This is a genomic window from Desulfotomaculum sp., assembly GCA_003513005.1.
Lineage (GTDB): Bacteria > Bacillota > Desulfotomaculia > Desulfotomaculales > Nap2-2B > 46-80.
In genome coordinates, this window is the sequence record DOTD01000058.1 from 1 (window position 1) to 13919 (window position 13919).

Here is a 13919-nt window from a genome sequence, read left to right on the forward strand (position 1 = left end):
TTTGGAGGGGAAAGTTGGGCTAAGGAATTAACTGCGAATGCCGTATATTCCCAAAAAGAGTTAACTGCCAGCCGGGTGGTGGGGGACATTCCCTTATGCATGCCGTAACTACCCACAACCAGTCCGGCCGCAACAACTGCAATTACTCCTGATACATGCAGCCATTCAGCGGATAAGTACGATCCGAAAACCACCACTGTAGAAAGCATGATTTCTAATAGATGATCGTTAAATTCCCTTGTAACAAGGGAAGCAACTATGCCTATAGCGCTGCCCAGGGCTGCTCCTCCCGCTGCAACCACGAAAAAGGAACCAACACCTTTAAGAAGGGTAGTATTATGTCCGGAAGCAAATGAAACCAGAAGAGTGAAAAGAACAATTGCCACCCCGTCATTAAAAGCGCTCTCCGCTTCCATGATCATGCTTAGATTCTTGCCAACTCCCGTTTCTCGGAAAATAGCTATCACTGATATTGGATCAGTCGGAGAAATTAAGACTCCGAAGATCAGCGCTGCTGCAATAGGCAGGCCTAAAAAATAATGGGCTGCGCAGGCTGTAAACAAAAAAGCCAAAACAGTACCAAAAAGCGCGTAAATAGTTACGGGCTTCCAATTCTCCATCAGCAGGCTAACTTGCATATTAATGGCGGCTTCAAACAAAAGTGGAGGCAGAAAGATGGCGAAAAGGATTTGCGGGTCCAGTTCAACCTGAGGCAGCAACCCCGCAGCGCCTACAGCTAAACCTGTTATGACCAAAGCTAATGCATAGGGTATTTTAACAAAACGCCCCATCATCGCTACCAGAGTGACTAAAACCAGCAACCAAAAAAGGCGTCAATACTGCTTGCCATGTTTAATGCAAACATTAGAGATCTTCCTTATCTCAATAGTTTAGAATTACTTTCACTCTTTGATATTGATTGCAAAACACAAACTTTTCATACTGCCCAATCAGATATATTTTATGTAAATATCCCCAGGATGTATTTTGTGTTGAGATAGTTTTTTACTCAGACCATGTTGTATACGATTCAGCAGTTGCAGTTCCCCCTACTATTGATTGAACAGTTATTTTAATGCGGGGATCAATAGTATTCTGAAGATGCCTTTGCAGCGCATTAACCTGGATGGGGTTTAAAGTTGCCGGAGTATTTACGGATGCTTTGACAGTGAATGAGTTATCCTTTAGCTTAAAATTTAATCCGGCCACCGAAATCCCCGGGGTTCTTTGAGAGAGATACCAGGTAATTTCATTCGACAAGCGGTCAAAAAGCAATAAGTCCTCACCCTGGAGGGTGTCTCTGAAAGCTATTGCTTGGTGCAAAAACTGCTGGGAATCTGCATCCTTGGTGATAGTGGATCTTATGATCAATTTAATGGAATCATCAACTTCATCATTCAATTGCTGTTGAATGGCCAGTACTTCAATCGGAGTTATGGCCTGATAGGTCCGTGCACTGGCAGTTATTAAGGGGATGCCGTCGGCAACTTCTTTAGTCACATTGCTCACTTGGGCGCCTCCCATGGATTTCAACTGCTCGCTTATAATCAGTGATACCTTATTCATGTATTCCTCTTCCAGGGTTGCCGCGCTGCGCTGCTGTAGTTCCTCGGCGCTGATAAATACCGGCCCATTACGGTCTGCATCTTTGGAAATTACCGAACGGACGATCAATTGGCTATTGGAGTTAACCTGTGCTTGCAGAGTGTCTTCAAGACTGGCTACGCGCTGGGGGTCGAATTCCTGAGGAGTTATAACTACCGCTCTGATATCAAGCGCTGTTCCGCTTTGGCTCCATTTAACATCTGACAGCCTGACGCCCGCATAGGTGTTCAATTGTTCGGTCAATACCTCCCGTATCCGGTTATCTAATTTTCTATCACCAATTATGTTGATTAGAGTCTGGGTCACAAAAACGGTAACCAGGAGCAGAATGATAAAACTTATCCCCAGGCGCTTGGTTACTGCTTTCATGAGTGAACCGTTGCTGCCATAAGAAAACTCCACCACCCCCAGCGCCATAAAGATAGTGGCAGCAGCAAATTCAATGGCAATAAAGTTTATTAAAAAAAGCAAAAAAGCTCCCCAGGCAAGCATCCAGTTGCCTGCGGCAAGGTTTAATCCACACGCGGCCAGCGGCGGAACCAGGGCGGTGGCAATAGCGACTCCCGGCAAGGCCGGACTTATCTTCTCGTCAACTAAGGCATAAGCCCCGGCCAAACCGGAAGCCAATGCGACCAGCACATCATAAATGGTGGGTTGAGTGCGGGCCAGAATTTCCGAACCGAAATCGGGACGTAGAGGGATCAGTCCCACCAGGGCAGGGAGGACTACTGCAAGGGTGATTCCAACTAGCTCGGCAAATACGGCAGTCTTCAGTAAATGACGGTCACCTGTTGAGAGGGCAAGCGCGATGCCAAAGATAGGTCCCATCAAGGGCGCCACCAGCATTGCTCCGATCACCACGGCAGTGCTGTTGGCCAAAAGCCCGAAAGTGGCGATTATAGTTGACAGGCAAACTAGAAGATAGAAAGAACAAAATCCGGGGCAGAGCTATATATTTCCTTGACTGGCATATTAAAATATATTATCATAATAACTAATTTAAAGAGGATTAAAAAAGGAAAAGTATAAATAAAGATTTACGGTTGGAATGGTTTATAACCATTTTTCAAGAAATACGGTCTTCAGGGTGGGAGGCTATTAAATAGCTTCCTGCCTTTTTTATTTTTTAAGTATAGTATAGCAAAAGGGTAGAGAGGGAAAAATTGTGTATCTATTTGCAGTTGCTATATTCCTGCTTACTTACGCTGTAATCGTGTCTGAAAAAGTTCACCGTACTATCGCAGCTTTGGTAGGCGCCGCTTTACTGGCTCTTTCAGGGGTCCTTAGTGTTGAGGACGCGATTCATTATATTGATTGGAACACTCTTGGCCTTTTGATAGGAATGATGGTTATTGTAGGAATTACACGCCAAACAGGTGTATTTGAATACCTGGCCGTGAAAGCAGCTAAAATGGTTAAAGGCAACCCCGTTAAGGTTATGATGGCTTTAGCCATAGTAACTGCTATAGCTTCTGCCTTACTGGACAATGTAACCACGGTTTTATTAATTGTACCGGTAACTTTTGCGATTACTAAACAATTAAAGGTTAATCCCATTCCTATTCTGGTTACTGAAATTATTGCTTCTAATATAGGTGGTACTGCTACCCTGATTGGTGATCCTCCAAATATTATGATTGGCAGTTCGACCGGCCTTGGATTTATGGATTTCGTATTTAATTTAGCCCCGGTAATAATAATAATTTATGTGTTCACAATCGTCCTGCTGACCCTTATTTATAGTAAACAACTGGTCACTACCGCCGAGTTGCAACAAGGTTTAATGAAGATGGATGAAAAAAAAGAAATCAAAGATACTGCCTTACTCAAGCAGTGTTTAATAGTCTTGGGATTAACCATTTTAGGATTTGTCATCCACCAGTACATTCATCTGGAATCCTCAGTTATTGCCTTAAGCGGAGCAACCCTGCTTTTATTTTTATCCAGCCGCGAAAATCCGGAAGAGGCTTTTCATGCAGTTGAGTGGCCGGTAATTTTCTTTTTTGCCGGTTTATTTTTAGTTGTCGGAGGCATTGAGAAAGTGGGGGTCATTGAGGCTATAGCCCGCTTCACCGTTGATGTTACACAGGGACAGTTAGTTCCGGCTGGCATTTTGATTCTTTGGGTTTCGGCAATTGCCTCGGCTTTTGTTGACAACATACCGTTTGTTGCGACTATGATACCGCTGATTAAAGACATGGGAGAACTGGGCATGTCAGGCAACTTGAACTTTTTATGGTGGTCATTGTCTCTGGGCGCCTGTCTCGGCGGCAACGGAACGATCATCGGCGCATCCGCCAATGTGGTTGTCGTCGGAATGGCGGAAAAAAGAGGCGCTCCGATTACATTTATCAATTATATGAAAGTTGCTTTCCCCGCAATGCTGCTTTCAATTGCAGTAAGTATGTTTTACTTGCTGTTCTGGTATTATTATAGCGGATTAGCGCTTCTGATCACACTTGCGATAGGCGTTACACTTGCAGTACTCTCCATCCCAATAAATAATGTTTTAAGTAAACGGGCAAAATTATGATCATTCACTGGGCGAAGCGCATTAACACTTTGAGTATCCGCATCCTAAACAAGTATAACATCCCTCTAAGGGAACAAAGCTCTGCTGCTTGCATTCCGGACAGATGCTTCTACTCTGTTCTCCAGCGTCATCCGGTTCCTGGTCTTCCTTGTGATCTACATATTTCTCCAAGGCTGTGGCTATAGCGCTGGGGCAGCTTTTTCCCGGACTTAGAGGCTTCCCGATACTTCTGGCCCTGGTCCAGGATGGGCAGGTATGAGTGGATCTTAGCTGCTCAATAATATCCTTGAGTGAGACTCCTGCCCTGATAGCCATGGAGGTCAGGCGGGATGCTGCTTCGGTAAATATTAAACATCCTCCGTCACTGCCTGTAGTAATAAAGGTCTCAATGACTTCGTTGGTGTTAGGATCGCGGTTTACAGTAAGGTACATTTTCCCGCAGCCGGTATCAATTCTTTCAGTAATTCCCGTCGTCCACTGGGGCCGGGATTGAATATACCCGCGGGGCCTCGATACCTGGCTGTTTTGAGACACCTGTTGTTTTCCTATTTCTATAACCCCTTGTTTCGAACCGTCTCTAAATATGGTTATACCCTTTAATCCATGTTTCCAGGCCTCAAGGTAAATCTTTTCCACCATATCTGCTCCGGCGCTGTTAGGCAGATTAATGGTCTTGGAAATGGCATTATCCACCTCTTGTTGGAGGGCAACCTGCATGGCTAAATGGTCCATAGGATCGATCTCCTGGGCTCCTTTAAACAGCCGCTGTATATCCTCCGGAACCCCTTCCACCCCCTGACAGCTGCCCCTGGCGGCTACTTCCTCCAAGATCTTTTCATCAATTCCTCTGTCTTTACAGGCATCCAGAAACAAGGGAGAGAATATACTGAGCTTCTCAGGAACTCCATCCCGGAGGTAAGTTTTCTTATAAGCTATGGCAAAGATGGGCTCTATACCATACCCCTCTACTCCTGCCAGCAGGGTTATGGTACCTGTGGGGGCAATGGTGAGGCAGGAGGCGTTTCTCCTGGGCTTGCGGTCCTTGGCGAAAATGGACTCGTCCCATAACGGAAAATTATTTTTTTCAACTCCAAGATCGGCGGATGCCGCATGAACCTCGGTCCGGATAAAGGCCATCACATTTGATGCCAGATCTCTTCCTTCCGTTGAATCATAAGGGATCTTCATCCGGATCAAAAGGTCATGAAGGCCTAATATACCCAGACCTATCTTTCTGCTGGCACGGGTATTCTGAGCGATAAAGTCCAAAGGGTATTCCCCAACGTCGATCAGGTTGTCCAGAAACCTTACCGCAATCCGTGCCGTCTCCTTAAGCTTGGGCCAATCTATGGAATCATTGTTTGCATCCTTCATGAGGGCTAGATTAATTGAACCCAGAAGGCAGGATTCTCCGGGGCTTAAGGGTTGCTCCCCACAGGGATTGGTGCAGTTAATAGGTCTGCCGGGAATAGGGTTGGTCTCCTGGATTGTGTCCAGAAAGATTAGTCCCGGATCTCCGCAGGACCAGGCTGCTTTAACTATCTGTTCCCACAGATCCCGGGCGGGAATGGTTTTTCTAACCTGGCCGTTGAATTGCAGGTCCCATGATTCATCCGCTGATACTTTCTTCATAAATTCATTAGTTATTCCCACCGACAGGTTGAAATTGGTGATCCCCCCGGATAGCTTGCATTGAATGAAATCTTCTATCTCCGGGTGATCGCAGTTTAGTATGCCCATGAAGGCGCCTCTCCGTACTCCCCCTTGTTTGATCATACCGGCGCTGGCGTCGTAGAGGCGTATAAGCTCTACCGCGCCGCTGGCTTTACCCTTGGTGGAACTAACTATATCCCCCTGAGGGCGAATTCTGGAAAAATTGTATCCGATGCCTCCTCCGGACTTGGTTATCATAGCCGATTCCAAGAGGGTCTGGTACATGTTCTGCAGATCATCCGCAATATCAAGAACGAAGCAGGCTCCCGGCTGCTGCATGCGGCCTTTTTTGCCTATGTTCGCCCAGATAGGCGTAGAAGGAATAAAGCATTTGGAGTCGATGACCTCATTAAACTTCTTTTCCCAATGTTCCGCGGCCTGGGAAGGATACAGAGCTTCCGCTCCGGCGGCTGTCCTGCTTAGTCTTTGAACAGCTTGATCGGGTGTCTCAACAACATCTCCCTGTTCATTTTTATCAGCATACCTTTCATTAAAAATAGTTAGGCCATTGCTCGTTAAATTCATGAACGAATCCTCCTCGGGTTGTTGGCATTTCTAATTTTCTGGGCGGCCTGGGCCCGAAATATTGGTAGTAGTCTACTTTTATATTGCCGTTGTACAGCTTTCTTTTTTTAGTAGCCGGCCGGCCGTATAGCTTTTCAAATTGCGGATTGGCAGACAGTATATAAAACGACCAGGTATCCAGACGGTTGAAGACCTGTCCCATTTCCTTATACAGCCGTTCCACTTCCCGCTGGGCGCCCAACCGTTCTCCGTAGGGCGGGTTGCAAATTATTTTGCCGTATTTTTTACTGGACCGGACATCGGCAACCGGCAGGCGCTGGAAATGGATTAGCTCTTTTACCCCGGCCTCACTGGCATTTTGGCGGGCTAGTCTGATAACTTTATTATCCATGTCCGTGCCTATGATATCAAGGGGCTGGTTATGACAGGCTAAATCGCGGGTTTCTTTTCTGGCCTGCCGCCACAGCTCCCCGGGTATGGTGGGCCAGCTCTCGGAGACAAACTTGCGGTTCATCCCCGGCGCAATATTTTGACCGATCAACGCCGCCTCAATGGGAATAGTACCGGACCCGCAGAAGGGATCCATTAAAACTGTGTCCGGTCGCCAGTGCGACAAGATGATTAATGCAGCAGCCAGCGTTTCTTTCAGGGGCGCCTGGCTGGACAGTTCACGGTAACCCCTTTTATGCAGCCCTGCGCCGCTTGTGTCAATAGTTAAGGTGGCTATATCTTTCAACAAGGCCACTTCAATCTTATACAGCGGTCCCTTCTCGGGAAACCATTCCTTTTTATATTTTCGTTTCATGCTTTCCACAACGGACTTTTTTACAATGGCCTGGCAGTCGGATACGCTGAACAGGGTGGATTTAATCGATTTTCCCTCCACGGGGAACTCGGCGTCACCCGGTATTAGTTCGGGCCAGGGCAGCGCCTTGGTTTGTTCAAAAAGCTCATCAAAAGTGGTGGCCTTAAACTCACCTACTTTCAGTCGCACTCTGTCTGTTGTGCGCAGCCATAAGTTGGCCCGGCAGATCGCTCCCCAGTTCGCGCTGAAGATAACTTTGCCATTTTCCACCGCCACCCGGTTATAGCCCAAATCCTTGACTTCCTGTGCCACCAGCGCTTCCAGGCCGAAGGTCGCCGTAGCAATCAAGTCGATACCAGTCATCTGCAACCGCCTTTCGAGATGATTTTATTGTCCTTAAACGCACATTGGATTTGGCCTGATAACGGCTCCATTATGGTTTGTGACAACAATTATAATTCTATCATTCCTGATCGTCAAACAAGGGTTTGTTCCAAATAGTTATAGTCTTAGGCCATCTTGCCGATAGTAATTCTATAAACACTTTGACTACCATAGAGTATTAAGTTGTCACTTAAATGTTTTGGTCAATAAAAGTTGCGCCCAATCCTCAAATTTTTCCTAATGGATTGGTGGGAGTCGCCGGAGCTTGTCTAATTCCGAACAGATGGGTATAATTAGGATAGGAAAGGAGGTATGTGAAGCAATGGACATTATTTCCCATAAACACGTACACAACCATCCTGAAATCAAGCATACGCATCTTCATGAACACGACGGGGAGATGCATGAACATGAGCACACTCATAAAGCAATTACCCATGAACACGAGCATGATCACGAAGTCGATCATGAAAAGGAGCATACCCATATCCACCACGAGCATAAGCACGACGAATAACTGGTGGGATAATTGGCGGAGTCCGCTAAGGGCTCCTTTTGTTTGGGATTTTTAAGGATTACAGGTACGGTTTTTGATTAAGCTCTTCAATTTAAAAGAAGCAAAAAGACCGTCCCCATGCTTCCAAAGAAGCAAAAAGACCGTCCCCATGCTTCCATACTTCAATAAAATAAAAAGTACCGTTGGAATGAGGAGTAGAGAAGGGATTACAATCATGAAGTTCATATCTAGAGTATTCATTATGGTTTGGGCGATAACCCTGGCTTTGGGATTCAATACGTTGCCCGCAGGCGCCGCTGTGACTGCAGGAGCAGAAATAAATATCCGTATCAACGGCGAATTGCTGCATTTTCCGGAGGGAGAGCAAACACCGGAGATTATTGAAAATAGGACTTATGTTCCATTGCGGGTAATCAGTGAAAATATGGGGGCTCAAGTAAACTGGATACAGGAGAGCCGGCAGGTAGTAATCAACAGAAAAAATAAAGGTTTTATCCCTTCCTCCGGAGGAAAAAGCGGGGAAATTGAGATCATCATTGACGGAAAAACGCTGGCTATTCCTGAAGGATATGGGAAAGCATTAATCAGGCAGGGCCGGACTATGGTTCCGCTTCGGGTCGTTGGTGAAGCCATGGATTGTAAAGTGGATTGGGAAAACGGTACCAAAACAGTAGTTATTACAAGCGCTGTTCCTGTACCCCCAACCAATCCTGAACCGGCGCAGCCGGCAAACGCGATCACCCTTCAGTTAGTTAAAGACCTTGCGCATTATCACAGCAATTTAAAATTATTGGATGGAAGAGTTGTTAATTCTGCAGATCTATTAAGTATGGATATTAATGAATTCAGTGAGGAGCAATTGGTCCGCTTTGAAAGTTACCTTGAGGAACTAAGCAAGTACCCGATGACAATCAATCTCCCGGGCGGGGGACAGATTGATTCAGCGGCAATTGGCATTATGGGAACCTCACAGCTGACTGCAGATCAAATGGAAGCATATTTGACGGGCGAGGCCCCAAGAATAAAAACCAAAATGGAGAAAGCAGGCAGAGTATTCAACCCTATGCCAAAATTAGCGGAGTTATATCTTGAAATCGGCAGGGAGTATGGCGTCCGTGGGGATATTGCTTATTTCCAGGCAGTCAAAGAGACCGGGTATTTTCAGTTTACCGGTTCTGTTCAACCCTGGCAAAACAATTACTGTGGGTTGTGGGCAACAGGGAGCCCCTGCACAGGTGAAGAATCGCTCAATGGAGCAGATCCGGATCAGGTGAGTTTCGAGAAAGGTGTCCATGGGGCAGTATTTTCTTCTCCGGAAGCGGGAATAGAAGCACATATCCAGCATTTATACGCCTATGCAACCAAAAATGTTTTACCTGAAGGCAAGGTACTGGTTGATCCGCGTTTTTCTTTAGTGGACAGGGGCATCAGTCCAACCTGGCTGCAGCTGAATGCACGCTGGGCTGTGCCCGGCATAACGTACGCGCAAAGTATTTTGTATGATTACTGGGCCAAAGCCTTCTAACAGGGATCCGGCCGGATCCTATTCCCTTTGCCTCATCGTCTGCGATTCGTCTGCTTGTAACAACGAAGTGATAAGGAGTGTTGTAACTGTGAAGATTTTCCGGATAGAACTGGATAATGAGATTGAAGCGGAAATATTTGCAGCCTTTCTTGAGGAAGAAGGGATCCCATATGCTGTCATTAACCACCATAGTCTGGCCTATGATGGTTTGTTTCAAATGATTATGGGGTGGGGACATATTGAAATCCCGGAGGAATATAAAGAAAAGGCTGTGGAGATCTTCCAAAGCTATAAAGATTCCCTGTCGGAAGACATTGATTGATGAGGTAGCCCATCCCCTTTATACTTTTAGACTAATCCCAGGAGCTGCCTGGCATTTTCTCCCAGTATTTTTAAAATTGCTTCCCGGGATATCTTAAGGCTCCGGATTATATCGGCGTTCTTTTTTACATCCACAGCGGGCCAGTCAGTCCCAAAAATAAACTTGTGGGCGAAGCGTTCCATATCCGGGAAGAATTCTAAAAGTTTTTTTGGCGGCAAGCCTGACACATCGATATAAACATTCTTATGCAGGCGAATTAGGGTAAGGGCTTCATTATACCACGGGCCGCGTCCGCCGTGCGCCATGATTATTTTCATGTTTGGAAAATCCACAGCTACATCATCAAAATAAATTGGATTGCCATATTTTAAACGGAAGTTTGCAAAAATTGAAGAGCCCGTATGGAAAAGAATAGGTATACCAAGCCTTTCGGCAACGGCATACAAAGGATACATAAAATTGTCATTAGGATAAAAATAATTGTATGGTGGATAAAGCTTGAGTCCCTTGAAGCCCTGATTTAAGATAAAATCCTCCAGCATCTTGCCCATATTCGCATGCAGATAAGGGTTTAACGTACAAAAAGGTATTAATCTGGGACTTGCCTGGCAAAATTCTTTTACCATTTCATTTGTGGCCACACCTGTTGTCAAAGGCGCAATCTCTGCCAATACAACAGAGTAATCCACTTCTTTTTCATCCATCAACTGTAAAAAGGCCTGCGGATCACTGTATTTTTTGCAAAAAGCCACATATTCTTCTTCTGAAGGATGGGCTGCCGCAAAAAAGTCAAAAGCATCTTTAGTAAAGGTCTCATACAGGGAAAGGTGAACATGAAAATCAATTACAGTTTCTTTCAATTATTAATCCCCGCCAATCGTATGAAAGTATTGTAATAATAAAACAGATTATTTCCTGTTGTATATAACTACATAATATACACCCGCAAAGATTTTTCCAAGATACTATTTTAAATAAGATAGCTTCTGCCAGGTTCTTGATCCGTTCCTGTGAATTTATAAAAATAAAAGGAAAATAGTAATGTATTGAAGAATTAACTTAAGAAATTTCAGGTTTATATAAGTTGCATTGGCTAAAAACCCGGCTCAATTAAAGTATGGTATAGTTTTAAAATATCAGGAGGTATTAACGATGGAAAAAGTCCTGGTGTTTTTGAAAGAAAACCCTGTATTCTATTTTGCAACAGAAGAAGGAGATCAACCAAAGGTAAGGCCGTTTGGCTTTTTCATGGAATATGAGGGAAAGTTGTATTTTAGTATGGGCAGGCATAAAAAAGTATACCGGCAAATCCTTGAAAATCCCAATGCTGAAATATGCACCGCCAGTGCTAAAGGTGAATGGATACGTATTTTGTATTTTACTCCAAAATGTTACAAAATAACTTCCTTCACAACTTGCAACATATCTTCCAAAAGGAAACCACATTACATTATAATCGCAAATTAAAGTGTATTCTTTTGTCCTGTCCGGTTGAATTACCTGACCCATCGTTCCGTCTTTGCGCGCTTTCTGCTGGAATACTCTATCGTGGATAGCTTTATTATTCATCCAAGGAGCCCAGGCAAATAAAAATAAAATCAACAATGAAACAAATAGAATAATTTTATTTCTTCTTTTCATATCGTTGATTTTTCTCCAATCTATTTAAAATCTTGAGGGCAACCTTCTGCTGTTTCAGCGCAAGGGCAACCAATGGTTAAACAAACTACTTCCTGACAAATTCCATCACCGCATAAATCTTTGCAACCAACGCAAGATTCTTTTGGCCTACAGCAAACCTGACTGGATGAACATCCTTTCAAATAAACAACACCATCATTTTCATTGCATTCTTGGGCGCAATAGCCGCCTTGTTTTAAACAATCATTATTTTGTTTTGCCTTATCCCAGACCTCCTTTTCAAGTTCGCTTATCTCATCATTAGATGGCCGGCCTAAATCATAAAACTTTTTAGGGAAAAGCTGTCGAAGCGTGGTATCATAGAAACTACCATCTTCCGGATGTTTATAGGCAACGATTTGAAAATCTGGCTGTTTATACTCAAGACGCGTGGGGATACTAAATCCTGTACCTGGTTCTAACTCGCCGCTGCTCTTAACTATAAAACCGCTGCAAAGTACCCAAGCATAAGCATATTTTTCATCATAGCCATATAAAAGATTACTTCAATGATAATTTTCTTTACCAAGAGCATTTTGGCTTACTTGGGATTCCATAAAAGTATTGATGTTTGATTTAAGTTTGCCGTTAGTACCTTACGGGTACACTTCACCAATAAAAAACAAAAATATCACGCTGCCAGCTTAGATAAATCGCTGACTTTAGCTAAAGAGAAATTGATTCAACGAAGCCGTCAAAAGCCTACCCTTGTCTGTAAGCGTGTACTTATGTTGTTTTGGTAGTTTCCTTATCAAACCATGCTCTCGTAAAAGCCGGAGGCGCCGGCTGATACGTGCGGCAAGTTTTAAGACCCTCCATATCCTTTGCCCACGGTTGCCCAGATAGTGTTTTCTGAAGTTGTTTATTTGAGATAGCGTCTACATTAAATTTGGGGTCAGCGATAGCTCTCAATAACGCAAGATCCTTGCCGGTCACATCAAGCGCACGATATTTCTTGCCGTCTTTAGCGGATAGGCTTTGCAACATGCGATAATACCTCGCTTACCGTTACGTCCTCCTCCATAGTGGCTGCCTGTTCAGTAAAATTCTTAATACGCTTTCCTGCAAATCTTTGTTCGCGGTGAAATATCGGCAATTCCTTGACGCATCGGACGGAGTTTCTTCTCGCCGCTTTCATCGCCCTGAAACGGTTCGATATATTTTGAATTTCGCTGGATTGTTCATGGTAAACTCAAATAATGCATGACGCAAGAAATAGCCCATGTGCTTTTTGTAGTTCTTGTGGATCGTGAAAGATATAGTCTTTTGCCCACTCGCTTTGCCAAAGAGTCCAGGTATAGCTTAGATCATTCCCAAACAGCCGGGTCATTGATGGAAAAACTTCACAGAATGAATCCTGACAGCATTTCAATCCATCTTACGCTACGCTGGCTGTCCAACAAGTCTTGCGCCACGGAATAATCCTCCGCGCCGAGGAACTTATTCCCATTGAGGACGTACTTGCCGCCGGATTTATCAAGTAAACGTTTTAGCCACTCTTAAGCCGTTCAACGCAATTTGAACCTCAAACGGCGCCCATGTTTGTAAGCGGATGCTCATAAAGCCGTAATCTTCGTGATCGTAATAGAAATATAAATGTTTGCATCGTAACTGTTCTGGTTTTATTTGTGGGAATCCCGCAGTTTTATCAAAAGCCGCTTTAAATGTGTTACATGACTTATGCACACTTAAGGCGGCTAAGGTACACCTGCATTCCAAGAGCAAAGCATAATGGCCGCAAGGTTCCTTTAAATACAATTCGGTCAAAACCTTCGATTACGCCCTTGATTTTACCACCGTATTTATGTAATAATTTATCCATGCACTGCCTCCTCGCGATATTCTTGGAGATATGTCTTTCAACATTATTCTACAAAATATCTTAAGGACAGCGCATTATTTAATTTGGGTTGCGGGCGTAGCCCGCTTTAGTAAAGTTAAACCATAAAATATTTTGTGCCACAATTACCTGATGAATATTATAAAAAAATCAGGTTAATCATTAAGGTTAATCATTCAGGCTAACTATTTAAAAGAAAAGCTGGAGATATTTATAAGCAATCACATAATCGCAGTAATTTTGGGTGTCGTTGAAGGCATAACGGAGTTCTTGCCTATTTCTTCAACCGGGCACCTTTTACTTGTAAACAGGCTGGTTGGATTTACCGGTAGTTTTGCCAATATGTTTGACGTAATTATCCAGCTTGGAGCTATTCTATCGGTCGTCGTATATTTTTGGCATCGAATAAACCCGTTTAGCAGCAGAAAGACGGATAAGGAAAAAAAACAGACCTGGGATCTGTGGAGAAC

General features: G+C 44.2%; 12 protein-coding genes. 6 read left to right on the forward strand and 6 right to left on the reverse strand.

What is annotated here, in order from left to right; all coding sequences use genetic code 11:
* Together DEH07_07175 and DEH07_07180 are read right to left on the reverse strand one after the other, a co-directional pair.
* Nucleotides 1-821: hypothetical protein (locus DEH07_07175; GenBank protein ID HBY04311.1), on the reverse strand; the 821-nt coding region annotated here is incomplete at its 3' end.
* Between the two features lie 184 nt (nucleotides 822-1005).
* A complete protein-coding gene (locus DEH07_07180; protein ID HBY04312.1) occupies nucleotides 1006-2514 on the reverse strand; it encodes a TIGR00341 family protein in 1509 nt (502 codons plus the stop codon).
* A 253-nt stretch (nucleotides 2515-2767) separates the two neighbouring features.
* Here DEH07_07180 and DEH07_07185 point away from each other — a divergent pair, with 253 nt between their 5' ends.
* Complete coding sequence (locus tag DEH07_07185) at nucleotides 2768-4138, forward strand: hypothetical protein (protein HBY04313.1); 1371 nt, start codon at nucleotides 2768-2770, stop codon at nucleotides 4136-4138.
* 21 nt (nucleotides 4139-4159) lie between these two features.
* Here the strand turns inward: DEH07_07185 and DEH07_07190 are convergent, their stop codons facing one another.
* Nucleotides 4160-6376 carry an adenosylcobalamin-dependent ribonucleoside-diphosphate reductase gene (locus DEH07_07190; GenBank protein ID HBY04314.1) on the reverse strand — a complete coding sequence of 739 codons (2217 nt, stop codon included), beginning with the start codon at nucleotides 6374-6376 and terminating at the stop codon, nucleotides 4160-4162.
* Nucleotides 6342-7544: an RNA methyltransferase gene (locus DEH07_07195; protein ID HBY04315.1), complete on the reverse strand. Its 1203-nt coding sequence runs from the start codon at nucleotides 7542-7544 to the stop codon at nucleotides 6342-6344. Before DEH07_07195 ends, DEH07_07190 begins: the two co-directional genes overlap by 35 nt.
* A gap of 343 nt (nucleotides 7545-7887) precedes the next feature.
* Between DEH07_07195 and DEH07_07200 the strand changes: the two genes are divergently transcribed.
* The 3 genes from DEH07_07200 to DEH07_07210 all read left to right on the forward strand — a co-directional run bounded on the left by DEH07_07200 (nucleotide 7888) and on the right by DEH07_07210 (nucleotide 9929).
* Complete coding sequence (locus DEH07_07200; protein HBY04316.1) at nucleotides 7888-8082, forward strand: hypothetical protein; 195 nt, start codon at nucleotides 7888-7890, stop codon at nucleotides 8080-8082.
* 214 nt (nucleotides 8083-8296) lie between these two features.
* Entirely contained in the window at nucleotides 8297-9607 is a 1311-nt protein-coding gene (locus DEH07_07205; protein HBY04317.1) for a copper amine oxidase, read from the forward strand.
* On the forward strand, nucleotides 9582-9929 hold the full coding sequence (locus tag DEH07_07210; GenBank protein ID HBY04318.1) for a hypothetical protein: 348 nt from the start codon (nucleotides 9582-9584) through the stop codon (nucleotides 9927-9929). Before DEH07_07205 ends, DEH07_07210 begins: the two co-directional genes overlap by 26 nt.
* A gap of 26 nt (nucleotides 9930-9955) precedes the next feature.
* On the opposite strand, the gene DEH07_07215 is transcribed toward DEH07_07210, so the two are convergent.
* Nucleotides 9956-10789, reverse strand: a complete 834-nt coding sequence (locus tag DEH07_07215) for a metal-dependent hydrolase (GenBank protein ID HBY04319.1) — start codon at nucleotides 10787-10789, stop codon at nucleotides 9956-9958.
* 292 nt (nucleotides 10790-11081) lie between these two features.
* Here DEH07_07215 and DEH07_07220 point away from each other — a divergent pair, with 292 nt between their 5' ends.
* A complete protein-coding gene (locus tag DEH07_07220; protein HBY04320.1) occupies nucleotides 11082-11396 on the forward strand; it encodes a hypothetical protein in 315 nt (104 codons plus the stop codon).
* A gap of 939 nt (nucleotides 11397-12335) precedes the next feature.
* On the opposite strand, the gene DEH07_07225 is transcribed toward DEH07_07220, so the two are convergent.
* Nucleotides 12336-12596 carry a hypothetical protein gene (locus tag DEH07_07225; protein HBY04321.1) on the reverse strand — a complete coding sequence of 87 codons (261 nt, stop codon included), beginning with the start codon at nucleotides 12594-12596 and terminating at the stop codon, nucleotides 12336-12338.
* 1060 nt (nucleotides 12597-13656) lie between these two features.
* Between DEH07_07225 and DEH07_07230 the strand changes: the two genes are divergently transcribed.
* The coding region (locus DEH07_07230; GenBank protein HBY04322.1) for an undecaprenyl-diphosphatase at nucleotides 13657-13919 on the forward strand (263 nt) is incomplete at its 3' end.

Bases quoted from the DNA above. Each gene is read 5' to 3' on its own strand.
- DEH07_07190 (HBY04314.1), bottom strand. From the start codon at position 6,376: ATGAATTTAACGAGCAATGGCCTAACTATTTTTAATGAAAGGTATGCT.
- DEH07_07200 (HBY04316.1), top strand. From the start codon at position 7,888: ATGGACATTATTTCCCATAAACACGTACACAACCATCCTGAAATCAAG.
- DEH07_07220 (HBY04320.1), top strand. From the start codon at position 11,082: ATGGAAAAAGTCCTGGTGTTTTTGAAAGAAAACCCTGTATTCTATTTT.
- DEH07_07225 (HBY04321.1), bottom strand. From the start codon at position 12,596: ATGTTGCAAAGCCTATCCGCTAAAGACGGCAAGAAATATCGTGCGCTT.
- DEH07_07210 (HBY04318.1), top strand. From the start codon at position 9,582: ATGATTACTGGGCCAAAGCCTTCTAACAGGGATCCGGCCGGATCCTAT.
- DEH07_07205 (HBY04317.1), top strand. From the start codon at position 8,297: ATGAAGTTCATATCTAGAGTATTCATTATGGTTTGGGCGATAACCCTG.
- DEH07_07195 (HBY04315.1), bottom strand. From the start codon at position 7,544: ATGACTGGTATCGACTTGATTGCTACGGCGACCTTCGGCCTGGAAGCG.